Genomic DNA, 25174 nt, shown 5'->3' on the forward strand with positions numbered 1-25174 from the left:
TTTTATTTTAGCATGTCTATGTATAAAAGAAATGATTTTGCACTTGCTACTGTGGCAGAAAATATGGAAATCCCTCTCAAATCCCTTCACCTGCATAAAGCCATTCACCTTATAAAACAAAAAACTAGCGGCTCTCCAGCTCCGCTAGTTTTCATTTTATCATTATTTTTGAGACGCTAACCATTTTGCTACAGCTTCAGCATCTTCACCTTTAACAACACCAGGAGGCATTCCGTTTTTACCGTTATTAATAATATCTAAAATTTCTTCTTCTGATAAACGAGAGCCTACATCATTTAGTGCAGGTGTATTACCTTGACCTTGTAACTCCCCGCCGTGGCAAGAAATACATGATTTCATTGCAATTGCTTCACCATCTGGAGCAGTTGCACCTTCATTGTTATTTGTCGCAGTTTTATCTCCGCCACCACATGCAGCTAAGAAAATTGCAGAACCGAACACTAATGTTAACATTGCTTTCTTCATTAGTACCCCTCCTCATAGTAAATAGATATCTTACCCAGATAGTATACCAAAATTATGCACGTTTGAAACCTTCTCCTAATACCTCGTAGGCATCAGAAACGATGACAAACGCTGATGGATCAACGTTTTTAATGAGTTGTTTCAGCTTTGTGAATTCTGTCTGATAGACAACAACCATCAGTACTGGTCTTGCTTCGCCTGTATAACCACCAATGGCAGGTAATTTTGTTACGCCACGATTGATTTCGGCATAAATGGCATCACGGACTTCATCTTGTTTCATCGTAATAATATATACCATTTTAGATTGACTAAAGCCGAGTTGAATAATATCAATCGTTTTTGTTGTTACATATAACCCGATAAGGGCATACAGGCCTTTCTCTAAGTCAAAAACAATTGCTGCACTAATGGCGATAACACCATCAATCAACAGTACACTGGTACCAAGCGTTAAGCCGGTATATTTTGTAATAATTTGCGCTAGTAAATCAGTGCCACCAGTAGAAGCATTCCCCTTAAAGACAAGTCCTATTCCTAACCCGACAACAATTCCCCCAAAAAGTGCACCTAGTAAAGGATTACTTGTCCACGGTTCCCAGCTATTTGTTAACAATACAATAAACGGTAAAATTACCGTACCGATAAAGGATTTTACACCAAATTTTTTCCCGAGTAACACAACACCAGCTAAAAATAACGGAATATTAAACGCATATTGTACAAGCCCTGGATTCCAGCCAAATAAACCATGTAAGATGGTACTTATTCCACTGACCCCACCAGAAGCTACTTGATTTGGTAATAAAAAAACGTTAAAGCCTATTGCTATAACCGCTGCACCAACAATAACATACACATATTCCAAAATACTTGCTCTTACATCCTGTGTTTGATTCATTTCCCCACGCCCACTTCAACTATCTGAATTTTTCTAAAGACGAGATGATTATAGCAAATAGTTTTCACGTTGAGAACTTCATCTTGATGAAGAGCAGATTCATAGTTTACAGACTTAACATCTTGTCAAGGCGAAATCTATTTATGAGAATTTTAAAGTCATGAAGCAAAAATAAGTTACCTGAAGGAACAGGTAACTTATTCTGTGCATTTTTGTTTATTTTAAAAGGATGTTTCGGCCCATTCCAATGCTTCAGTATATAGAACATTGATATGTGCCATATCTAGGTCAAGCTGGGATGATAGCTCCTTTAAGGAATCCCCATCCAATTTCCCTAATGCAATACTAAATTCCAAATAGGGCGTCATCTCTGTTTGAACACCTAAAAGGGTTTCTGTAATTTCTTCCGAGAAGGGTAATTGTTGTAAAATCATATTCATCGGTCTCTGCAATAAAGTATCAATTAATGAAAACATCCCAATCAGGAAGTATTCAGAGAAATTTTGCTTATAGGAAAGCTTGGCCAGTTTTTCACATACCTTCGCTCTAAATAGAGAAGTACACATCAATTCCTTAAAAAGGTCTGAATCAGCATTGACATCGATTTCACGCATAGCCAGTAAATAAATCCATTTGCGCAAGTTTGCTAAACCAAGCAATAGTATCGCTTGTTTAATGGAGCGAACTTTCGATTTAGAGCGTCTATTAGAATTATTAATCATTTGCAACAATTTATACGTTAACGAAATATCACGTTCAATATTTTCTGCCAATAAATCAATGTTAGGCTCCTCTTCTTTTAACAATGAGATAATATGAAAATACTGAATAGCATTCCCTGGTATATCTGTTGCTTTAATAATTTGAGGTTGTTCAAAAAAATAACCCTGAAATAATTCATAGCCAGAATGCTTGGCAACTTCAAATTGATTTCGTGTTTCAACTTTTTCGGCTAGTAGTTTAATATGAGGAAAACTTTCTTTTACTTTATTTTCAACTTCCATACGCTCAAGTAACGGTGACATTAAGAAGTCCACTTTTATAAAATCGATATGTACGAAAAGCTCATCATAGATTTGTATATCTTCATGCAAAATAAAATCATCTAAAGCAATTTTAAATCCGTATGACTTTAACTCACTCACCCGCTGTACTAATTTCGGTGTAAGAGGTACATCCTCTAAAATCTCAATCACAACTTGCGAAGGATTTAAAAATTCATTTATTGAACTCATAAGTAAGTTTTCTGTAAAATTTACAAAGCAAGGTTTCCCTTTCGTTACTTCGTCGATACCTATTGTCAAAAATGAGTTTACTAAAACGTCAACTGTTGCCGCATCGGAATCGACCATTGGAAATGAATTTATATTTTTACTTCGATATAGCAATTCATATGCAACGACTTGTTCATGAAGATTAAAAATTGGCTGTCTTCCGATAAATACTTCCATTTCGTTGCCCCCAATTCTCCTTTTTCTAGTAATAATTATAGCATCTTTCGTTACTATACATTTATTCTTTCAAAACTTTAGTATTTTTTTCTTATGGCGTGATTAGTTTATTCCTAGATAATTGGATAATTAAACCTTTTTATTACTTCCACATGTACGAGAAATTTATTTCACACCCCGCGAAGCGGTTGTCTACTATTAAGTAAGTATATTTATACTAATATGGAAATTACAGAAAAATGATTTAACAAATAGAAAGTGCCTCAGAATCACTTCTGAGACACTTTTTTATTTTGTACTAAATTTTGATTTCACTGCACCGATAACTGCTGGTACAACAGAGATAACAATAATTAAAATAAGTACTACAGAGAAATTATCTTTAATAATTGGAATATTACCAAAGAAATAACCAAGTAATGTACAGCTGAATACCCACAAAAATGCACCTACAATGTTATACAGTAAAAAGTAGCTATAATGCATCTTACTTGCCCCGGCAACAAATGGAATAAACGTACGAATGAAAGGCATGAAACGCGCAATAACAATTGTTTTTCCACCATGCGTATTAAAGAACTTCTCTGCCGCTTCCATACGTTCTTTTTTGATGATACGACCCAGGAAGCTCTTAGGAGGAATGGACGTCCCTACTTTATGACCAATATGATAGTTCATCGTATCCCCTAAAATAGCCGCTGCTAAAAATACGGGAATTAATATCCACAAATCAAACGCGCCCATCGCAGCTGTTAATGTACCACTAGCAAATAGTAATGAATCACCCGGTAAGAATGGGAAAATCACAACGCCTGTTTCTACAAAAACTATGGCAAATAAAATGAGGTAACTCCAATTACCAAAATCACGAATGATTTCTTCTAAATGCACATCAATATGCATAATAAAGCTAATTAACTCTTGAACGAGTCCTATCATTTTTTGTATGCTCTCTTTCGATTAAATTTTACTTAAAAGCTTTGACGCTGCTATACATCAAAGGGTTCCTATTTTTCTTAAGATGATTACACCGCTATTTGTGTTACTACTCCCCTCACTATATGACATGCTCTTTTGAAGTATGTAGAAGTTTTGCACATGACTGATTTTATCATTACAGTCCTAGGCGCTCAACTAATTTAATAGGCACTTTCGGAGTTAATTTTCACTTTATGTCTTTTACGACATAAAAAAAAGAGCTATCAAAAAGCCCTTTGTCATTTCTCTGCCTTGTTTAAACTATTAAAATTTTTATATAATACAGTTTGCTCACTTTTCGAAAGCAATTCGCAAGCCCCTCAGTTGCTACAGCAACTGTGAGGTCCTGCTCGACTCGCTGTCCTGCAATACTTACAATTTATACTTTCTCTTTTAACGAGCGACGTAAAATTTTACCTGTTGTATTTTTCGGTAGCTCTTCCATAATTTCAATTACTTTCGGCACTTTATATTTCACCATATGCTTTGTGCAGTACGCTAAAAGATCGTCTGACGTAGATGCTGCTACTTCCTTCAAAACAACATATGCATGAACAGCCTCACCAAAGTTAGGGTCTGGGAAACCGACAACCGCTGCCTCAACTATATTATTATGTGCAAAAAGCACTTCCTCTACTTCTCTAGGATAAACATTAAAGCCACCAACAATAATCATATCCTTTTTCCGATCGACGATATAGAAATAGCCTTCTTCGTCAACCTTCGCTAAATCACCTGTGTATAGCCAACCATCACGAATGGCCATAGCTGTTTCTTCCGGCATTTTGTAATAGCCCTTCATTACATTTGGTCCACGAACGATTAGCTCCCCTACTTCGCCAACAGGTACCTCTTGTCCATTGGTGTCGACAACTCTATTTTTAACGTTATTAATAGATGTACCTATTGAACCTGCTTTTCGATCACGGTCTAAAGGATTGAAACATGTTACAGGTGAGGCTTCTGATAAGCCATACCCCTCTGATACACGTACACTGAATTTCTCCTCGAAATTATGTAATAATGCAACAGGTAAAGATGCGCCACCTGAAATAGCCAAACGAATTGTTGAAAAATCTTCTGGATTGCCCTCAGGTAATTGATACAAGAAATTATACATGGTAGGTACTCCCGCAAAAACAGTAGCTTGTTGTTGTTTTGCTAATGCAAAGATTTCAATTGGGCTAAAGCGTGGTACTAGCAATACCGTTGCACCACTAATCAATGGTGCATTTACAACAACTGTTAACGCAAAGACATGGAAGACTGGTAATGTTGCAATAATACGATCATCTGCTTTATAGCCTAAATAATCTGCTACATCACGTGCATTCGAGTAGACATTTCCATGTGTTAACATCGCACCTTTTGGACTGCCTGTTGTACCTGATGTGTATAAAATAATGGCGTTTTCATCCTCCGCTACTTCTACGGGTTCGAAAGAGCCTGTGGCAGTGGCAATCACTTGCGTAAATAGATGTGTTTTAGCTTGTGCAGCATCTGATAAAGCAGCTACCTTTTCAGCAGCATCTACAGCTGTCTCACAAATTATAAATACCTCTACTTGAGGTAAAGCTTGTACACCCACTTCAACTAATGGAAGTAATGCGTCGAGTGCAATAACAGCCTTTACATCACCATTACGCAAAATATATGAAATTTCATCTGGCGTGTAAATTGGATTCACGGGAATTGCTGTTGCCCCTAAACTCATCGTGGCATATAGAGCAATTAAATAATGTGGCGTATTGCCGAGTAAAAACGCCACATGATTCCCTTTTTGTACACCTAAATCCTGTAACCCCTGTGCAAAGCGACTAATTGTGTTTTCAAACTCGCCATAAGACGTATCTTTCCCCATAAAATGATACGCGACTTTTTCTGGCTGTTCTTTTGCTTGTTGACGAACACATGAAACTAAATTCAATTACACCATCCCCTTATCGTATAAAATGAATCGTTATTCATTAATATTATATAAGAAATATATCTAAAAGACAATGAATCTTTTTATTTCATGTCATAATTTGCGTTAAAAAAATCATTTTTCTCTCTTTTGGGTATCTTTTTTAAGAACGAATATGTGAGATGTAACGCCAACGAATTAAATAGAAATAAATAACTTGAATTAAGACAAAAAAACCGAATGCAAAGAAAACTTCTTTAACAATCGAAATATTGGCAATGTCCTTCAGTATGCTCTGAACCATAAGGAAAGCAAAAGCACTGTGCATCATTGCCACACCCCATGGCAGGAAAAATTGGGGGAATAAATGACGATTGACTAGTTTTTTCAGCTCTGTATCCGTTAAGCCCATTCGCTTTAACACATCAAATTTACGCTTCTCACGTTCAAGGGAAGTATGCAATTTAAAGTAAACAAAGCTACCTGCCGCGAGTAGAAATACCGTTGCCACTAAGACACCTACCAAAGTAAATAATGAGTAAGTAGCTAGTATATAAGAATAATTTAATCCTGCATTTTCGAAATAAAATGGGCTATGTTTATCTTTCTTAATAAAATATTCGTTTGTAGTTAAATCATCGATGTCCTTTCCTATTTCTTTCGTTTCCATCCATTGGGGAATATAAAACGTAAATAGATGATAGCTTGGCTGTACAATATCTTCATCTGCAACAGGCTTAATCAGATTCACAAAATCCTCATCGCTAATGACAATCGAATTTACGCTTACTATTGAGCCAGGAAAAACAATTTCAGGGTAGACACTATCAATGGTTAAAGAAATTGAGTTCTCTTCTAGTACTGTATGGACCACTTTATTTTTAAGTTTTTTCAGAGAATCCTCCGAATAAGGTATGAAGACTGCTTCACCCGAAGCTAGATTAAGCATCGGATAACTAAATGAAGTAAGCAAAGCATTCATATCTGATTCGCGGAATACTTCGACCTCATTATGTGTATAAGAAGAGGTTTGCTTGACAACTACAAAACGAGATAAATGATAAGATAGGCCCTTGTCCTCTAATTGTAGTCGAAGAGAATTAATATGCTTACCTTCATACGGATTATCTACATCGCCCTTATAAATAAGGCCGAGTGGATTTAAACGATCATACTGTGTCGTATATGAGGACATTGTTGCTAATACCCCCACAGATAAAAACGCCATTGTGGACACCATCGTCACAACAAAGAACATCTTTACATTGTCCATCATAACGTGTGTCTGTTCTGCCAGTGACAAAAGGCGATAACGTTGCCAATGAAATTTACGTTTGCCACGTGCTAAATCTAAAAAGAATGGTACTGAATCACTAAAAAAATAATACGTCCCAAAAGTTGCAGAGAACGGTATTAATAGTGTTAAGCCAATCATTGACGTATGCGAGACTATAAATGCCAGTACATAGGTCGATAAAATTAACGCTACTCCGTATATCGCACGAACTTGCGAAAAGGTGGAAGTGCTATTTATATAAGCATCTCCTTTGATTAAATCAAGCAATTTTCGCTCTCGTTTAAAATACACACTAATAAAACAAATAACGACAAAGGCACTTGTAAAAACGCCAATCGTTAGTAAAAATGGCTCCCACGATACATAGAGTGGTAATTGCTCCAAATGCAAAATTTCACGCACAATCATGAAAAAAAACTTTGAAAATGAAAAGCCAAAAATAATGCCAACGATAATTGAGCCTGAACCAATTATCATTGTCTCCAAAAAAATCAGCTTATTCATCTGGCGTTTTTCCATACCTAGGTGTAACAAAATAGCAAACTCATGTGATCTTGCCTCTAAAAAGGCACTCATGGAATAATATAAAAAGAATAACGTAAAGAGGACGAGGACGATTTCCGCACCAACCATCCCTATTAGCGATACTTCTCCTAAGATGCCTCGCTCAATATCTGGATGAAACATAAGCATTGAATAGATAAAAAATACGGCTACTGAAAAAAAGCTTGCCATAAAAAAGGCACCGTAAATACGGCTGTTCCGCACGACATTACGGTAAGCGAATTGTCGAAAGGTCACCTACTTGCCCTCCCCCTAGTAAGCTCAATACATTTAAAATTCGTTGGAAAAACATTTGACGGCGATCATCCTTATAAATTTCGTTGAAAAACTCTCCGTCCTTTATGAATAACACGCGATCACAATAACTTGCTGCAATTGGGTCATGTGTCACCATTACAATCGTTGTTTGTTTTTCCTTATTAATCTTCGTTAATAGTTCTAGTACATCGCGAGAAGAGTTAGAATCTAAATTCCCCGTTGGCTCATCTGCTAATATGAGGCTCGGATTGTGGATAAGTGCACGGCCAATAGCAGTTCTCTGTGCCTGCCCTCCTGATATTTCATTCGGTCGTTTATGCAGGAAAGAAGTTAAATCCAACTTGTCCACAATACTTGCAAGTCGCTCTTCCATTACCTCTAGTGGTTGCTGATCAAGTGTTAACGGTAACACAATATTTTCTTCCACAGTCAGCATATGCAATAGATTAAAGTCTTGAAAAATAAATCCAAGTTGACGTCGTCTAAAGTAGGCAAGTTCGGTTGCATTTAACTTATGGGGATTCATACCGTCTAAAATTATCTCTCCGCTTGTCGGTTCATCAATAGTAGAGATAATATTTAATAATGTGGTTTTTCCACTTCCAGATGGACCCATGACGGCCAAAAATTCGCCGTTCTCCACTTCAAAGCTTAATTGATTTAGCGCACGATGAGTTACCTTCCCCTCATACACCTTTGTAACATCTTTTATTTGTAAAATAGGCATACCTTATTCACCTTATTTCTTGATTAATTCCATAGACTCCGGTAATTGCCATGGCAATACAACCTCAAAGCCGATAAGAAAATGCGGCTCTGTCACTAATTTTGGCTTGTGATCGTCTTCTTCGATTAAACTAAAACAATGCGCTCCAATAACTATATCCCAAGCTTCAAGTTCACCAGCAATGATTTCACCACAGATTGTATAATGACCGCTGTACATCACTTGTTCTCCCTCTACTGGGAAGGCATTCATAGCACTTGGCTTATGTAAATCTAGCCCAAGCACATCACCAAAATGTAACACCTCATCATCAAGTAAAAGACTTGCCTTGCAAAAATTTTCATAATACTGACCAGCACAAACTTCTGTGAAGTCCTCATATATAGCCGCTGTCTTTTCTACTTCAATATTTAATAACCAATCTTCAATGCGAACTTCTTTCATTCTCGCTCCCCCTAATTCGTAAATGTCACTGTAATAACCGTGCCTTTTCCTACTTCGGACGTAATGTCTAGTTCATGGCCGAGCTTTTCGCATATTTCATTGGCTAAATATAAGCCCATCCCTGTCGATTCCCCAGTCTTACGTCCGTTTTCACCAGTAAAAAAGGCCTTTGTCACACGAGAAAGATCGGAAGCAGGAATACCAATGCCCTCATCACAGATTGCTAGCTGAATGTATTCATCTTTTTTAATGGCAGAAATCACTATTTTTTTATTCGCTTCAAATGTATATTTCACCGCGTTTGTGACGAATTGTCCGATAATAAAACGTAGCCATTTAGAATCGCTTGCTACGATGATGTCATCCTCAATATGAATTTCAGGAAAAACTCGTTTCGTAATAAATAAACGTTTATTTTCATTAACAGTTGCAGTCACAATTGATTTTAACGCAATCTGTTCTACTTGCATGTCTTCTTCAAAGTTCTCCAATCGAGCATTGACTAGTACCATGTCTAAGCCTCTGCGCAAGCGATCAATTTCCTCCTGCACATTCTTTTTGTCAAGTGGGCGTTCATCCTGCAATAACAATTCAATAACAGAAATGGGCGTTTTCATTTGATGCACCCATTGGTTCATAAACTGATCATGTCGCTTTTGACTGGCATACAAAGAATGAAGTTCATGTTGATACAGTCGATAAAGTTCATGCATATATTTTTCTGTCTGCATAGCCTCAGGTGTTTTTGCATTTTTCTGCAGCCCATCTTCCATCGTTTTTGGGAGCTGCGAAATTTTCATTAAGTAACTTTGACGCATTAAATAGCGAACAAGTAGAAATGAGCACAACAACACCAAACTAATACTGACTGAGTAGATAGCAGTATCGACATTCCGAAAACCATCTAACCAATACAACACCATGATAAAACCCACTAATAGGAGCTGGAAGATAAAGAATGACGCATAGTCTCGCAAAAATAATTTCCAGCCCATTACAGCTCACCCGCACTTAAAATGAAGCGGTATCCAGCACCACGAACTGTTTCTATCGTAGACGAAATATGATAATCCGCTAACTTTTTACGTACTCGCGTCATATTGACATTCAATGTATTCTCATCTACAAAAGCCTGGTCATCCCAAAGCTCTTCAAGCAGTTGCTCACGTGTTACCACTTTTGGTGCCTGTCCCATTAAAAGCTCTAGAATGATACATTCTTTCTTTTGCAATGGAATTTCTAACTCATTTTTATGCAGCTCCATACGTTCTAAATGTAATACAAGCTGTCCTTGCTTTATTGTTCGTTCTTCTTGTCTAGAAGCATATTCACCATATGTACGGCGCAAATGACTTCGGATTTTAGCCAATACAATTTCATAATTGAATGGCTTCGTAATAAAATCATCGCCCCCATTTTCAAGCGCAAAAATTTGGTCCATTTCGCCAGAACGCGCCGAAATGAAAATGATTGGACAAGTTGTATATTGACGCAACTGGCGACACCAATAGTAGCCGTCATATGCTGGTAAATTTATATCAAGTAATACCATATGTGGATTAAATGCCTTAAACTCTTCAATGAGATAATCAAATTCTTGGATTGTTTCAACTTCGTATTGATATTTTCTAAGCGTTTCTGCGAGCAACGATGCAATCTTTACATCATCCTCGACAATAAATATCCGATGCTTCTCCATATCCACACTCCTTTCTCTCTATATATTGTACCAAAAAAAGGTTCGGCGACATAATTGCCAACGAACCTTTTTTCTATAGCGCCTGTAAAATGTCAGCTACTTATTTTTAGCTCAGAAAATAATGTACCGCTAGCCTTAAGTTTCTACTCAGAAAAATGATAGCAATCAGCCGCAATAATCATTTAGAAACGAATGGCTCCAGCGCCAGCTATATTTTTGAGATGAAGGCGTTCATCCTCTTACCCTCCAGCTTTTCTTAATAAATTAATTGTAAAAACTCTTCTGTTGTAACACCACCAAAGTATTTCGCAATATCAATATCAGCTAATGCTTCAGCAATTGCAGTACGATCATAGTTTGTACCTACTAAGCGTTGTTCAACATCATTTATATCACCTACACCAAAAAAATCACCAAAAATATGCGCTTCTTCAATAATGCCGTGAATCGCTTCTAAGCGAATATCGATGCCCCCTGTTGGGAAACGATGTGTTTTTTGAATATTAAAGCGTGGAGATTTACCATAATTCCATTCCCATGTTTGATATCTTTCAACTGACAATTTGTGGATATCGGCCCAATCTTTTTCTGTCAAGCTGTAATAACGGATATTCTCTTCACCACCAAAGATGGATTTTAAAATTTCTAAGCGGAATTTTTCAACCGTCATCTTTTCTTTTAAAAACTCTGAAATATTAGCTACACGTGAACGAATCGATTTAATGCCCTTTGATTCGATTTTATCTTTTTTAACTTTTAGTGCAGACACCACAGCGTCGATTTCTGTATCAAACATTAATGTTCCATGACTAAACATACGGCCCTTCGTAGAAAATTGTGCGTTTCCAGATACTTTACGTCCTTCCGCTAATATATCATTACGACCCGATAATTCTGAATTGACACCTAGTTTTGCAAGTGCATCTACAACTGGCTGTGTAAATTTTTTATAATTCATAAAGCTATCGCCATCATCTTTTGTAATAAAGCTGAAGTTTAGATTTCCCAAATCATGATACACAGCACCGCCACCTGAAAGACGACGCACAACAATAATGCCATTATCCTCCACGTAATCTGTATTAATTTCTTCAATTGTATTTTGATTCTTACCAATGATGATGGACGGCTGATTTATGTAAAATAACAGCACCGGTTCCTTCTCAACATCCATTGTCTTTAATAAATACTCCTCAATGGCAAGGTTAATGCGTGGATCATGAATCCCTTTATTATCAACGAAAATCATCTCGCGTTTCCTCCTTCACAAAATATCCTTATTTATTTTAACGTAAATTAGGCATTTTGTGTTGACGAAACGCATCTGTTATAATACACTAAGAAATATCAAAACAGTAATAGTACAGATGAACTTAAAGGAGGAGTCCACAATGTTAGAAAACGTAGTTGAATTTTTCAAGAATTTACCCGCAAAACAATGCACGGAATGCGGAGAAAAAATCGAAGAACAAAGCGAATGCTACAGCAACACTTGTGAAAAATGTAACTGCCTATAAGCATTTGCCTATTCTGTGATCGTCATATACGTGCCCCACACGTAATAATAATGACAACTCTCATCATATTTTTGATGAACCCTTAATTAAATCTCTTACACTTACGAAACAGCGACTGATACGCTCATATCAGTCGCTGTTTTTTGTTGTTGCCTACCTCAACTTCTCTAAAGCTGAGACAGTTTACGAATACCCAAGTGGAACGACACTATGTCACGATTACCTGAGCGATACCTCACTCGACCTGAGTAATAATCTCACACCACCCTAATACTCCACAGCATCGTCCGTCAGCCATAAAAAAAGCACTCACCATAGTTTTGGTGAGTGCAAAAACTTTATTATTAATTCTCTTCGGCTACTTTTGAGTAACGTTTTGTGTGTAATAACATGAAATAACCGAAAGTAATAGCTAAGAATACAGCCATGTATCCAAACAACATACCATAGTTTTGCCATAAGTAAGACATATCACCTGTGGATATACTTGCTTTAAATGCTTGAACAGAGTAAGTCATTGGTAGTAATTTATTGAATACTTGTAATGGTTCTGGAATCAATTCAAGTGGGAATGTACCTGCACTTGTTGTTAGTTGTAAAATTAATACAACAATTGCCATGAAACGTCCTGGATCACCGAAAATGGAAACAAGCATTTGAATTAACCCTAGGTAAACATAGCTTGTTAATAGCGCTGAGAGTATGAAATATCCTAAATTTTGTACTTCCAGACCTAAGCCCCATTTTACAATACCAACCGTTAATAAAGATTGAATCAATCCAACAACTGCTAATACAGTCACTTTACTTGTAAACCAAGATGCACCGTTTTTCGGACGAATTGCTGGTTCAACAAGTGGGAAAACAATTGAAATTAGTAATGCACCAACGAATAAGCCGAGTGAGATAAAGTAAGGTGAGAAACCTGTACCATAGTTTGGTACATGGTTAACAGATTCTTTATCAACTTCTACTGGATTACCAACCATATCATATGTGTCGTCATTAGCGTGTACCTCATTTGCTTTTTCACTTGCTTCGCCTAACTTACTTGTTAATGTTGCTGTGCCATCTGCTAGTTCAGTAGAGCCTTCTGCTAGTGTCGAAGAACCATCTGCTAATTCACCAGATTTGGACGCAAGCGTTGTTGTACCTTCGTTTAATGTTGTTGTTCCAGTTGCTAATTCGTTTAAACCAGATGCTAATGTTTTGGATCCAGCTACAGCTGTATTTACACCAGCATTTAATTCACCTAGTTTAGCGGCAAGTGTTGCGTTACCAGCCTGTAAATTTTTGGCACCATTAACTAATGCATTACTTTTTGCTGATAATGAATTGGCACCTGCTAAGACATCTGCTTGACCTGCTGCAATTTGTGTTGCACCAGAATTTACTTGGTTCGCACCTGCCTGTAATTTTTCTGTACCGCTTGCTAAAGAATTTAAGCCGTTATGCACACTTGCACTTCCTGCTTGTAACTCTGCAAGTGTTTGCTTTAATGCCGCCGCTTGCTCTTCTGGCATTGAAGCAATTGCACTTTGTAATTGCGCTGTTAAAGCACTAATTCCTGCTTCTACTTTTGCTGAGCCATTTGTTAACTGATTAGCTGCACCGTTTAATGTGCCTGCACTTTCAGCAACAGAAGCTGCACCAGCTATAATTTGTTGTTGTTTTTCATTTAACGTTGTAAGACCTGCTTCTACCTTAGCCACACCTTGTGTATATTGAGATAGGCCTTGTTCAAGATTTGTTGCACCTGTTGCTGCTTGTTGTGCACCTTTTTGCAGCTGAACTGTACCATCTTGTAATTTCACAAGACCAGTTGATAATTCAGTAGCCCCAGTTGCCGCTTGACCAGCACCTTTAGTTATTTTGTCAGTACCATTGGAAAGTTCGATTGTACTTGATGCTAGTTGCTCCAGATAGCCTTTTAAATCTTTGGCACCATTCGCTACTTTTTTCGCACCTTCATCTAACTTAATGGAACCATCAGCTGCTTCTGTAAAGCCATCACCTAAAGTTGCAATAGAATCAAATAATTTTTCTGCATATGTAGCAGAAACTTGTGAATTTACTTCCGCACGTACACGATCCATTGCTGTTTCACCAATTTGTGCACCAAGGAAGTTTAAACCTTCATTCGGAATATAATTGATTACTAATTTAGATGGTTTGTCGTCTAATAATGTTGTTGCATGATCAGAAAAATTTGTTGGGATTTCAAGGATCATGTAATAGTCACGACCATTTAAACCCTTTTTAGCCTCTTCTTTTGACACTTCGATAAAGTTAAACTGCTCACTATCGACAAGCTTATCGACCAAGGTATCCCCCAAATCTAATTTAACTCCATCCATTTCCGCACCAGTGTCTTCATTGACAATCGCTACTGGTAAATTTGGTAAGCCCGCATACGGGTCCCAAAACGCCCATAAAAACATTCCTGCGTACATGACAGGGATGAATAGTACAGCGATAATCGAAACAAGCATTTTTCTTGTTTTAAAGATTTTCAGCCATTCAGCTTTAATCATACTTTTTCTCACTCCTATACATTTCGACCGAAAACGTCATTTGGTCAATTTCCTGCAAAAAAAATCTCAAACCTCACAGTTTGCAAAATTTGTAGATTCTTTCTTAAAGAATTAGTCCTCGAAAGATTGTTTCCTTAAAAAGATTCAGTATCTTTTCCTCCGGTATTTTGTCGTCATGTAACTCATGCCAGTCGACAATAAACGCCAAATACGCCTTGAACAACAAATAGCTTACTAATTCAGCATCACAATCTCGTATCTCCCCTTTATCAATACGTTTTTGAATTAAAGCTGCTACGTACGATAATATTTCAGTTTCGATGCGAATTAACACTTGTTTAACTGCTGGGGTGCGTAATTCCTTCTCTTCCTCTATTAACTTCGCAAATAAAAGATGTTTTTCGCGGAACTGAAGCATTTTCATTAAAGCATTATGCGCATTGTCCATAAAGCTTACTGATGAATCCAACACCGCATCCGCTTCTGCCTTCATCTCTTGTACAAGTGACATAGCGATCTCTTGAAATAAGATTTCTTTATTTGCAAAGAATGTGTAAATTGTTCCTTTACCGACATTGGCAATTTTCGCTACTTGCTCCATTGTTGTTGCTTTATAGCCAAACAACGTAAAAGATTTTGCAGCGGCTTCAAGAATTTCCTGCCTACGATCCATTTGCGACATCCTTTCCTGTTGGGTTCTGTACATCTTTTGTACACGGAAATTAAAGTGACCAGAAAACCGTTTCGGTCATCTGGTCATTATCATATTCCTATTTTAAAAATAATGCAAGCATTTAATGATGATTTTTTTCATCTTTTTCGTCTTCACCTTGCTGTGCATCTCCCGATGTACCATTACCATGTTCCATCATATTTGTATCTGCTTTTTCATCTTCCGGTAATATTTGTGTCATATCAGGTGTGCCAGCAGTAATTTGTTGCATAGGCATATTATGAATGCCATTAGCAGTTGTATGTGCAAACATATAATATACACTGTCATGGTCAAATGTTATTGTTGCCTTGTAGACGCCATCTTTGTCTAACGTCCCATCAATCATTTGCCCTTCATCACGTTTACCTGATTCCCAAACTTCAAATTCTACTATTGCATCATCAATATTTTCTCCGCCTTGTTCAACATGAGCTGCCAGCTCAATTGGTTCATTTATAGCAACTTCTTTGGGCGTTAAAATATCAACTTTCAACATTTCAGGCATTTCAGGTTCTGGTAAAGCTGCTGGCTCTTTCTTGTCCCCACACCCCACTAGTAATGCTGTTACAGCAATACATGCAAATAACCATTTCTTCATCTTCTATTCCTCCATTAATGGTATCGTAATTTTGACCTTTGTACCCTTCTCTACTTCACTTTCAATCTCTATTTTCCCAAGCAATTGCTTTAACAATTGTTCGACAATTGATAAGCCTAATCCACTGCCACCATCCGCACGACTTCGTGCTTTATTCACACGATAAAAGCGCTCAGTGACATGTGATAAATCTGCCTGCGGAATGCCAATACCATAGTCTTTGATTGTAATGTGAGCGAATTCATTATTTTCAATTGCTGTGATTTCAACTTTCGATTGCTCATGCGAATAATTGATAGCATTTTCAATAATATTTATAAAAATTTGCTTAAGTTTCACTTCATCTGCTTTGACTATCAACGAATCATCCGCAGTAAGTTGTAGTGTTATATCCTTTTTCTGTGCTTGATGCATCAAAATTTGCTGTACTTCACGTAAAGTTTCTGCTAGAGGGATTGGATATAATATAATTTCTTTTTGTTCATTTTCCATTCGTGCAAGCTGCAGAAGTTCATTTGTTAAACGTTCCATACGATTTGCCTCACGCACGATAAGTTGAATTGTTTCTTCTTTTTGCGTGTCTGAAATAATTCCATCCTGCATCGCTTCACTATATCCTTTTACATAACTAATTGGTGTACGTAATTCATGTGAAACGGTTGCTAAAAAAGACTTTTGCACCTCATCCTCGCGCTGTATTGCCTCGGCCATATCATTAAATGTACTTGATAGTTTCCCAATTTCATCACTTGAATTAACCGGTACCCTAGTTTCATAATTACCGTACGACATCTGTTCGACAGCTGTTTGCAGTTCATTTAATGGACGCATAATATGTCGTAAGCCTTTATAAACAAAAAAGCTGATAACGATTAGAAAGAAAAAGGCGCTGACAAATAGTAGAATTACCTCTTGACTGGCCAGTTCACTAATTTTTGCTAATGGAAAATAAATATAAATAATGCCCTCTAATCTATTTTGATCCACTAGGGGTAAAACAACTGAAATAAGTTGCCGATCAAACCGTGGCTCATAACCAATCTTTTGCACATACTCGCCTGCTAATAATTGTTGACGTTCCTCTGCACCAATCAGTGTTTCATAATCAATATCAAACGGTACACAAGCACTAAGCTCCCGGGGGTTCCGCACTGCAAAAATATTCAAATTAGAATAATCATTGTAATGCTCGATATCTGCAATAAATTCATCTGTTACCTTACCACTTGTATACATTGTTTGTAATTTGGTACCTACTTCAATCATCGTACTTTCCGTGTCTTCCACATATAGCTGCTCATACAAAAAATCTGTTAGAACATACATAAAAACAACTGTAATGATTAAAAATGCAAAAATTAATAACCAAATGCGTGTAGAAATCTTTTTCATTCGCCTGGATCAAAACGGTAGCCGACTCCCCAGACGGTTTGAATATGCCCCGCTGCTTCCTTTCCAAGCTTCAAGCGTAAGGTTTTAATATGAGTATCAACAGTTCGTGTTCCACCTACATAATCAATATCCCAAATTCGCTCAAGCAGTTGCTCCCGTGAATACGCATTTCCTGGATTTTTCATAAACAAATGCAATAATTCAAATTCCTTCAATGTGAGAGGAATAGCCTTGCCATTTACCGATACTTTACGTGCAATTTCATCAAGTTTAATGTATCCAAACATAATATATTTCTGTTGTAAGTCTGCAATATTTGTACCACTTCTTCTCAGCACTGCATGTATTCGGGCCACAAGTTCATCATTGGTAAACGGCTTTACAATATAATCATCGCCACCAAGCGTAAGCCCCTTCACTTTGTCCTCATTCGCATCTCGTGCCGTAAGAAAAATAACTGGAACATCCGACATGGCACGAATACTTTGACAAACAACAAAGCCATCCTCATGTGGCATCATTACATCCAGTAGTACCAAATCGATTTGTTCGCGCACTATAATATCATAAGCTTCTGTACCACTCGCGGCTGTAAATGTCTCAAATTTAGAATTACCTAGCATCATTTCAATCAAATTTCGCATATCTTGCTCATCATCCACTATTAATACGCTAGTCACAATTTCCCCTCCCTCACTAACAGCTGAAATGCACCTTTCCCAACATCAACTGTTTTTTGAACCTGACCCTCTTTAATAAAATATAAAGTGTGGTCGTCATAGCCAGCGACAACAATGTAATCATTAAACTGATTCACGACAAAGGGGTTTGCGCCAACCTCTTGCTGCCATTTCACATTGCCATCAAAATCGGTTACATATAATTCATTGTGTCCATGACTAACAACTAATACATTGTCCTCTGTCTTTGTTAATCCGACAGGCATTAAGGGCATCTCAATTACCCCTTGCACTGCACCGGTCATTAAATCATACCGTTTCACGGAACTGTTTGGCTTACTTCCTTCTCCATGTCCACCAATCCATAGCTCATTTGTTTCTTCAACAATGGCAATTCCATGTGAAGATTTTTCGATTGGCCATTCTTGCTTCACCGATAAATCCTCAATCGCTAACACCGTTAGTTTCGTGTCTTTATAGTTGATCACATATAGCTGATCTTTATAGGAAGCCATCGACATCGGATAATTACCGAGCTGTGTTGAGGCAAGCTCATTTCCTTCTTCATCAAAGCTTGTCACAGTATTCATTTTGCTATTCGTAATAAAAAACTGGTTTACATTTTTCGCATAATAGACATTTGTCGTACCAATCTTCACCTTTTTTGAATACAGTTTTTTCCCAGTCGATAATGTATAAACATCTATTTTGTCTAGCTGATGACCATATAGTAACACACGATCATCCCCGAGCAATAATGCCCCAGAATAGGCTTTTTCAAATGACCACGTCGTAAAGACATTGCCCTGTTCATCTATAAAATCTAATGATGGTTCTTGTATATTTAATGACGCAATAAAGTCCCTTTCGCGTTCAATTGGATTAAACGATTTTTCCGAACATCCCGCTAGCCATATAATTTGCACTAAAGAAAAAATGAAGAACGCCCATTTTTTCAACGTCATCACCTCTGTCCTTACTATACTTCACAATTGTGAAATCTGCGTGAAACTTGAAAGGTAAATTTATGACAAACTTAACCAGCAGAAACTACAAATTTTTATGTAGAACACTATAGAACAAGCACATATCTAAGCAAAAAATCTAAATTCACATATACTACAAAGATTATTGCAAGGAGGAATCACAAAATGGTGACAATTAGTTTATGTATGATTGTAAAAAATGAGGAAGAGGTCATTGGCAGATGCCTTGAATCGGTAAAGGATTTAGTAGATGAGATTAATATAGTAGACACAGGCTCAACCGACAACACAAAGCAAATTGTTGAACAATACACGGAGCGTATTTTTGATTTTGAATGGATTCAACATTTCGCTGCTGCCCGTAATTATTCATTTCAGCAAGCAACTAAAGAATTCATTCTTTGGTTAGACGCAGACGATGTTTTCACAGAAGAAGATCAAAAAAAATTCAAAGCACTAAAAAACTCTTTTCCCACTGATAGTGATGCCATTTCTATGAACTATAATTTGAGTTTTGATGATCAAGGAAACGTTAGTTCATTATTACGAAGATATCGTTTAGTTAGAAGAGATAAGCAATTTCAATGGATTGGTGCAGTACACGAATATTTAGAAGTTAGCGGAAAACTGTATGATAGCGATGTGGCAGTAAGCCATTTACCGCTCAGTCATGATCACACTCGAAATATTAGTATCTATAAACAACTAGTTCAATCCGGAGAGGCCCTTTCACCACGGGACACTTTCTATTACGCCAATGAATTAATGGATCATCAACATTATGAAGATGCAATATTTTACTATGAACAATTTCTAACGTCTAAATTGGGTTGGATTGAAGATAATATTCGCGCCTGCTTTAAATTAGCAGATTGTTACACTAATTTAAACGACAAGGAGAATAACCTAACTTCCATTTTGAGAAGCTTTGAATACGACATACCACGTCCAGAAGCGTGCTGTAGATTGGGCTTTCACTTTATGGAGCAATCTAAAAACTACGAAGCAATTTTTTGGTATGAGCAAGCGCTTGTGATTATACAAAAACCTAATGCACCCTTCCAAGAAAAAACTTACACTACTTGGTTACCGCATTTACAACTATGTGTCCTCTATGATCGATTACAACAATACGAACTAGCGAATGCCCACAATGAATTAGCAAGAACCTTCTTACCTAATGACGAGAAAATTTTATATAACAAAAACTATTTTGAGCGTATTTTAGAAAAGGATAGTTAGGAATCTAAACTGTCTTCAAAAATTAATAACCATGAGAAACAATACCAAATTACTGATGAGATGGCTTTAGCTTCGCTGAGTCATCTTTTTGATGTGCATCTTGTTATATTTGCATAGCCTAGTTCACTGCTGACCAACATTTGTATAGCTTTTAAAATGACCTTTTCCACTAACATTCTTAATTACTAAATTGTCATCAATGCATAAAGTGCTTCACTATTATCACTTCTGTATCCCATAAATCCCCTTATTTTAAGAGTAATCTTTCAATAATTAGTACTGTTAATCTGCTCTTCCAGCTTTTTCTTGAGAAGTAAGAAAGTAAAGTAACTCTTCCATGATATATATGGAGGTACTAATATCCTTATTTGCATATTTAGAGATAACAAATAGTTAATCATCCATTTCCTCTATCATCTATATGAATACGATATTTGAGAGAGGAGGTGAGAAAATGAAATTTCATGATTTTAATCTAAATAATATTTGTGGCAAATGTCTATCACATCCTTGTTGTTGTAATAATGGGCCAGTTCAAAGATGCCCAATTTGGCCAGTTAAACCTACTGGACCAACAGGAGGAGTTACGGGACCTACTGGCAGTACAGGCTCTACTGGACCTACTGGCGCTACTGGGGTCACTGGGGCTACTGGGGCTACTGGGGCTACTGGGGCTACTGGGGCTACTGGGGCTACCGGGGCTACTGGGGCTACTGGGGCTACCGGTGTAACTGGTACTACAGGTGTTACTGGCGCTACTGGGGTTACTGGGGTTACTGGGGTTACTGGGGTTACTGGGGTTACTGGGGTTACTGGACCTACTGGACCTACTGGCGTTACTGGACCTACTGGCGCTACTGGACCTACTGGCGCTACTGGACCTACTGGCGCTACTGGACCTACTGGACCTACTGGCGCTACTGGACCTACTGGCGCTACTGGACCTACTGGCGCTACTGGACCTACTGGACCTACTGGCGCTACTGGACCTACTGGCGCTACTGGAGCAACTGGTGTTACTGGACCTACTGGTGAAACAGGCGCTACTGGGGCTACTGGTACTACAGGTGCTACAGGTGCTACAGGTGCTACTGGTACTACAGGTGCTACAGGTGCTACAGGTGCTACTGGTACTACAGGTGCTACTGGTATTACCGGTCTTGCTGGAGCGACTGGGGCCACTGGGGTTACTGGGGCTACTGGGGTTACTGGGGCTACTGGTATTGCCGGTCTTGCTGGCGCTACTGGAGCCACTGGTGTTACTGGTACTACAGGTGCTACTGGTACTACAGGTGTTACTGGTATTACCGGTCTTGCTGGAGCTACTGGGGCTACTGGGGCTACCGGTGTAACTGGTACTACAGGTGTTACTGGCGCTACTGGGGTTACTGGACCTACTGGACCTACTGGCGCTACCGGTGTAACTGGTACTGCAGGTGCTACTGGTACTACTGGCGCTACTGGTATTACCGGTCTTGCTGGAGCGACTGGGGCCACTGGGGTTACTGGGGCTACTGGTATTGCCGGTCTTGCTGGCGCTACTGGAGCCACTGGGGTTACTGGTACTACAGGTGCTACTGGTACTACAGGTGCTACTGGTACTACAGGTGTTACTGGTATTACCGGTCTTGCTGGAGCTACTGGGGCTACTGGGGCTACTGGGGCTACTGGGGCTACCGGTGTAACTGGTACTACAGGTGTTACTGGCGCTACTGGGGTTACTGGACCTACTGGACCTACTGGCGCTACCGGTGTAACTGGTACTGCAGGTGCTACTGGTACTACTGGCGCTACTGGAGCCACTGGTGTTACTGGTACTACTGGCGCTACTGGTGTTACTGGTACTACAGGTGCTACTGGTATTGCCGGTCTTGCTGGCGCTACTGGGGCCACAGGCGTAACTGGTGCTACTGGACCTACTGGTGAAACAGGCGCTACTGGTATTGCCGGTCTTGCTGGAGCGACTGGAGCTACTGGTGTTACGGGGGCTACCGGAGCTACTGGTGAAACAGGTATTGCCGGTCTTGCTGGCGCTACTGGAGCCACTGGTGTTACTGGGGCTACTGGACCTACTGGTGAAACAGGCGCTACTGGTATTGCCGGTCTTGCTGGCGCTACTGGAGCTACTGGTGTTACTGGAGCCACTGGTGAAACAGGCGCTACTGGTGTTGCCGGTCTTACTGGAGCCACTGGTGTTACTGGGGCTACCGGAGCTACTGGTGAAACAGGCGCTACTGGTATTGCCGGTCTTGCTGGCGCCACTGGAGCCACTGGTGTTACTGGGGCTACTGGACCTACTGGTGAAACAGGCACTACTGGTATTGCCGGTCTTGCCGGAGCGACTGGACCTACTGGTGTTACTGGGGCTACTGGACCTACTGGTGTTACTGGGGCTACTGGACCTACTGGTGAAACAGGCGCTACTGGTATTGCCGGTCTTGCTGGCGCTACTGGAGCTACTGGTGTTACTGGAGCCACTGGTGAAACAGGCGCTACTGGTATTGCCGGTCTTGCTGGCGCCACTGGAGCCACTGGTGTTACTGGGGCTACTGGACCTACTGGTGAAACAGGCGCTACTGGTATTGCCGGTCTTGCCGGCGCTACTGGAGCCACTGGAGCAACTGGTGTTACTGGGGCTACTGGGGCTACTGGACCAGCATTCACTGAAGGGTTCTCAGCCTTTAATACTAATTTGAATGTTAACAGCTCTACTACAATTAGCAACTGGAGCGTAGCATCTCCTTATTTCACAACACCTGCCTTTAATCCAACTACTGGTGTATTCACTGTTCCAACAACAGGGAGATACGCATTTGAAGCTACCATCAACTATTCAACAGTTGCTGCATTAAGCATAAGTTTAGGGGCGGGTATAAACCCTTCATTTTCCATTCGTAGAAATGCTACTACAAATTTAATTAGTGGATTATTCCCAGTACTAAATGTCAATGTTGCGCTCGTATTAACTTTACGAGCAGTTCTAGGTAACGGTACTGTAACACTAGCAGGAGAAGTCAATTTAAATGCTGGCGATGCCATCGACCTATTTTATGAGGCTAATGGTTTAACTATTGCCCTTAACCTTGGAGGAGCTAACTCTGGTGGGATAGTATGGTCATGTCATCGTATTTCCTAACACATTAGTTCACATGCAACAAAGAAGTAGAAGGAGGTAAAAACCTCCTTCTTTTCTTGTGCATCATTAATTTTCTGATGATAGGTGGCTTTAAAAATAAAAGGCGGTTTAGTTTTGTCACCCAAATCTCTGAATCTATGTGCACTTCGAAGAAAATGAAAAGGTACAAACTTTCTGCTTTTGAACTTATCATTAGCATCAGTTTATACCCTATCACTTTATTCCTTTATATACATTGTTGTGTAAACATTTCAGTTAATAATTCAGTAGCAACTTTTTTCCCTTGTTGTACGCATTCAGGAATTGATATCCCTTCAAACGAGCTACCTGAGAGTTTAACGGTTGGGAAGTGTTCACTCAATTCATGTTTCACACGTTCAATTTTTGTTTCATGTCCAACTGTATATTGAGGCATTGCATTTTTCCAACGAGATACAACGGTTGTTATTGGCATTCCCTCGATAGCGATTGTTTTCCTTAGATCTTGTAAGACCGTCTTTTCAATCTCTGAGTCAGAAAGAGCTACAATGGCTTCATCGCCAACACGTCCAATGTAACTGCGTAACAATACATAATCCGTTGGTGTAGTATTGGGCCATTTGCGATTGCTCCATGTACAAGAAGTTATAGAAAAATCACTATTTCGTGAGACAAAAAATGACAGTGCGTCCAATTCACCAAGCTGCTCCTTTTTAAAAGCCATAGTGACCGTAGCAATTGTTGCAGCTTTCATAGAATTCAATTCTGTCAATATTTGATACTTACTAAACATTTTCTCCGCAACATGAAACGGTGTAGCAATAATGACAGCATCTGCTTTAATTTGCGAAAAATTATTTAACACAATTTGCACAGCTCCATCCTTGCCATGTTCTATCTCTTCTACTTTGACACCTTTTTGAACTGTCCCAGGAATCAGTGACTCTTCTAATTTTTCAATAAGTGTTTCTAGTCCATTCTCGAACGTTTGGAATATTCCCTTATCTTTAGCAATGCTGTTGTCACTTAAAAAATTCGCACCTGATTTTTTCATACCGATAAGTAAACTACGATATTTTTGTTCTAATTCATACAATTGAGGAAATGTTGAGCGCATACTTAGTTGTTCAATATCACCAGCAAATGTCCCAGCTAGTAAGGGCTCTACCAGGTTTTCTACAACCTCTGCTCCAAATCTTCTTCTAAAAAATTCTCCTAAAGGTTGGTCGTCATTCTGTGCAGACCGAGGGAGGACAAAGTCTCCCGCTGCACGAATTTTCCCGCTGAGTGAAAACAACCCTGATGTAATAAATGAGGAGATATGAGGTGTTGCTCCCGACATAAGACTACTTGGAATAGGATATAATTGACTACCAACAGCTACGTAAGTTGGGCCTGAATTGCTTGTGATTATCTCTTGTTCAATGCCTAAATCCTGTGCAAGTACATGAACATGATTTTCACGGTCAAAAAAGGATTCTGGTCCGCGCTCGATGATGAAGCCATCTTTTTTTAGTGTTTGGATTTTCCCGCCAAGACGCAATGACGACTCGACAAGTACAATATCTACGGGCAATTCTTTTGCGCTCGCTTCCTTTTGCATATAGAACGCAGCTGTTAGGCCTGTAATGCCACCACCTATTACAACTACCTTACGTCTTTTTTGAGTCACCAACATCATCAC

Annotated in this window: 21 protein-coding genes; 3 read left to right on the top strand and 18 right to left on the bottom strand. The window is 38.8% G+C overall.

Annotated features, from left to right (window positions below; translation table 11 throughout):
• Positions 1 to 162 precede the first annotated feature (162 nt).
• From cccB to lplA, 11 genes are all read right to left on the bottom strand, one after another.
• Positions 163 to 486, bottom strand: coding sequence for a cytochrome c551 (gene cccB / locus C9J31_RS19470; protein ID WP_054767960.1), 324 nt, complete (start codon positions 484 to 486; stop codon positions 163 to 165).
• Between the two features lie 52 nt (positions 487 to 538).
• A complete protein-coding gene (locus C9J31_RS19475) occupies positions 539 to 1387 on the bottom strand; it encodes a YitT family protein (RefSeq protein ID WP_107949362.1) in 849 nt (282 codons plus the stop codon).
• 221 nt (positions 1388 to 1608) lie between these two features.
• A complete protein-coding gene (locus tag C9J31_RS19480) occupies positions 1609 to 2838 on the bottom strand; it encodes an EAL and HDOD domain-containing protein (protein WP_107949364.1) in 1230 nt (409 codons plus the stop codon).
• Positions 2839 to 3126: 288 nt separating this feature from the next.
• The gene (locus C9J31_RS19485; RefSeq protein WP_420798411.1) at positions 3127 to 3774 is read right to left on the bottom strand and encodes a VTT domain-containing protein; all 648 of its coding nucleotides are present in this window, start codon (positions 3772 to 3774) and stop codon (positions 3127 to 3129) included.
• A 421-nt stretch (positions 3775 to 4195) separates the two neighbouring features.
• Positions 4196 to 5743, bottom strand: coding sequence for a fatty acid--CoA ligase family protein (locus C9J31_RS19490; RefSeq protein ID WP_107949368.1), 1548 nt, complete (start codon positions 5741 to 5743; stop codon positions 4196 to 4198).
• A 142-nt stretch (positions 5744 to 5885) separates the two neighbouring features.
• On the bottom strand, positions 5886 to 7820 hold the full coding sequence (locus tag C9J31_RS19495) for an FtsX-like permease family protein (protein WP_107949370.1): 1935 nt from the start codon (positions 7818 to 7820) through the stop codon (positions 5886 to 5888).
• Positions 7792 to 8568 carry an ABC transporter ATP-binding protein gene (locus tag C9J31_RS19500; protein WP_107949372.1) on the bottom strand — a complete coding sequence of 259 codons (777 nt, stop codon included), beginning with the start codon at positions 8566 to 8568 and terminating at the stop codon, positions 7792 to 7794. Before C9J31_RS19500 ends, C9J31_RS19495 begins: the two co-directional genes overlap by 29 nt.
• A 12-nt stretch (positions 8569 to 8580) precedes the next feature.
• A complete protein-coding gene (locus C9J31_RS19505) occupies positions 8581 to 9012 on the bottom strand; it encodes a hypothetical protein (RefSeq protein WP_107949374.1) in 432 nt (143 codons plus the stop codon).
• An 11-nt stretch (positions 9013 to 9023) separates the two neighbouring features.
• On the bottom strand, positions 9024 to 10007 hold the full coding sequence (locus C9J31_RS19510) for a sensor histidine kinase (RefSeq protein ID WP_107925278.1): 984 nt from the start codon (positions 10005 to 10007) through the stop codon (positions 9024 to 9026).
• Positions 10007 to 10711, bottom strand: a complete 705-nt coding sequence (locus C9J31_RS19515) for a response regulator transcription factor (protein WP_054768005.1) — start codon at positions 10709 to 10711, stop codon at positions 10007 to 10009. Before C9J31_RS19515 ends, C9J31_RS19510 begins: the two co-directional genes overlap by 1 nt.
• Positions 10712 to 10967: 256 nt before the next feature.
• Positions 10968 to 11960 (bottom strand): lipoate--protein ligase, encoded by a 993-nt coding sequence (gene lplA, locus C9J31_RS19520; RefSeq protein ID WP_107949376.1) that lies wholly within the window; start codon positions 11958 to 11960, stop codon positions 10968 to 10970.
• Positions 11961 to 12102: 142 nt separating this feature from the next.
• Between lplA and yhfH the strand changes: the two genes are divergently transcribed.
• The gene (gene yhfH / locus C9J31_RS19525) at positions 12103 to 12228 is read left to right on the top strand and encodes a protein YhfH (RefSeq protein ID WP_069514604.1); all 126 of its coding nucleotides are present in this window, start codon (positions 12103 to 12105) and stop codon (positions 12226 to 12228) included.
• 344 nt (positions 12229 to 12572) lie between these two features.
• Here yhfH and C9J31_RS19530 read toward each other — a convergent pair whose 3' ends face one another.
• The 6 genes from C9J31_RS19530 to C9J31_RS19555 form a co-directional block, all read right to left on the bottom strand.
• Entirely contained in the window at positions 12573 to 14762 is a 2190-nt protein-coding gene (locus C9J31_RS19530) for a YhgE/Pip domain-containing protein (RefSeq protein ID WP_107949378.1), read from the bottom strand.
• Between the two features lie 103 nt (positions 14763 to 14865).
• Positions 14866 to 15435 carry a TetR/AcrR family transcriptional regulator gene (locus C9J31_RS19535; protein WP_054768004.1) on the bottom strand — a complete coding sequence of 190 codons (570 nt, stop codon included), beginning with the start codon at positions 15433 to 15435 and terminating at the stop codon, positions 14866 to 14868.
• Between the two features lie 121 nt (positions 15436 to 15556).
• Positions 15557 to 16075: a FixH family protein gene (locus tag C9J31_RS19540; protein WP_107949379.1), complete on the bottom strand. Its 519-nt coding sequence runs from the start codon at positions 16073 to 16075 to the stop codon at positions 15557 to 15559.
• A 3-nt stretch (positions 16076 to 16078) separates the two neighbouring features.
• Positions 16079 to 17467, bottom strand: a complete 1389-nt coding sequence (locus tag C9J31_RS19545; RefSeq protein ID WP_107949381.1) for a sensor histidine kinase — start codon at positions 17465 to 17467, stop codon at positions 16079 to 16081.
• Positions 17464 to 18147 carry a response regulator transcription factor gene (locus C9J31_RS19550; protein WP_107949383.1) on the bottom strand — a complete coding sequence of 228 codons (684 nt, stop codon included), beginning with the start codon at positions 18145 to 18147 and terminating at the stop codon, positions 17464 to 17466. Before C9J31_RS19550 ends, C9J31_RS19545 begins: the two co-directional genes overlap by 4 nt.
• A complete protein-coding gene (locus C9J31_RS19555; protein ID WP_107949398.1) occupies positions 18144 to 19106 on the bottom strand; it encodes a YncE family protein in 963 nt (320 codons plus the stop codon). The genes C9J31_RS19550 and C9J31_RS19555 overlap by 4 nt, the downstream gene beginning before the upstream one ends.
• A 192-nt stretch (positions 19107 to 19298) precedes the next feature.
• Here C9J31_RS19555 and C9J31_RS19560 point away from each other — a divergent pair, with 192 nt between their 5' ends.
• Positions 19299 to 20375, top strand: coding sequence for a glycosyltransferase family 2 protein (locus C9J31_RS19560; RefSeq protein ID WP_107925283.1), 1077 nt, complete (start codon positions 19299 to 19301; stop codon positions 20373 to 20375).
• A 454-nt stretch (positions 20376 to 20829) separates the two neighbouring features.
• Positions 20830 to 23511 carry a beta strand repeat-containing protein gene (locus C9J31_RS19565; RefSeq protein ID WP_211634925.1) on the top strand — a complete coding sequence of 894 codons (2682 nt, stop codon included), beginning with the start codon at positions 20830 to 20832 and terminating at the stop codon, positions 23509 to 23511.
• Between the two features lie 226 nt (positions 23512 to 23737).
• Here C9J31_RS19565 and hemY read toward each other — a convergent pair whose 3' ends face one another.
• A complete protein-coding gene (gene hemY / locus C9J31_RS19570) occupies positions 23738 to 25171 on the bottom strand; it encodes a protoporphyrinogen oxidase (RefSeq protein ID WP_107951249.1) in 1434 nt (477 codons plus the stop codon).
• Positions 25172 to 25174: the final 3 nt, after the last annotated feature.

It is taken from the genome of Lysinibacillus parviboronicapiens, assembly GCF_003049605.2.
Lineage (GTDB): Bacteria > Bacillota > Bacilli > Bacillales_A > Planococcaceae > Lysinibacillus > Lysinibacillus parviboronicapiens.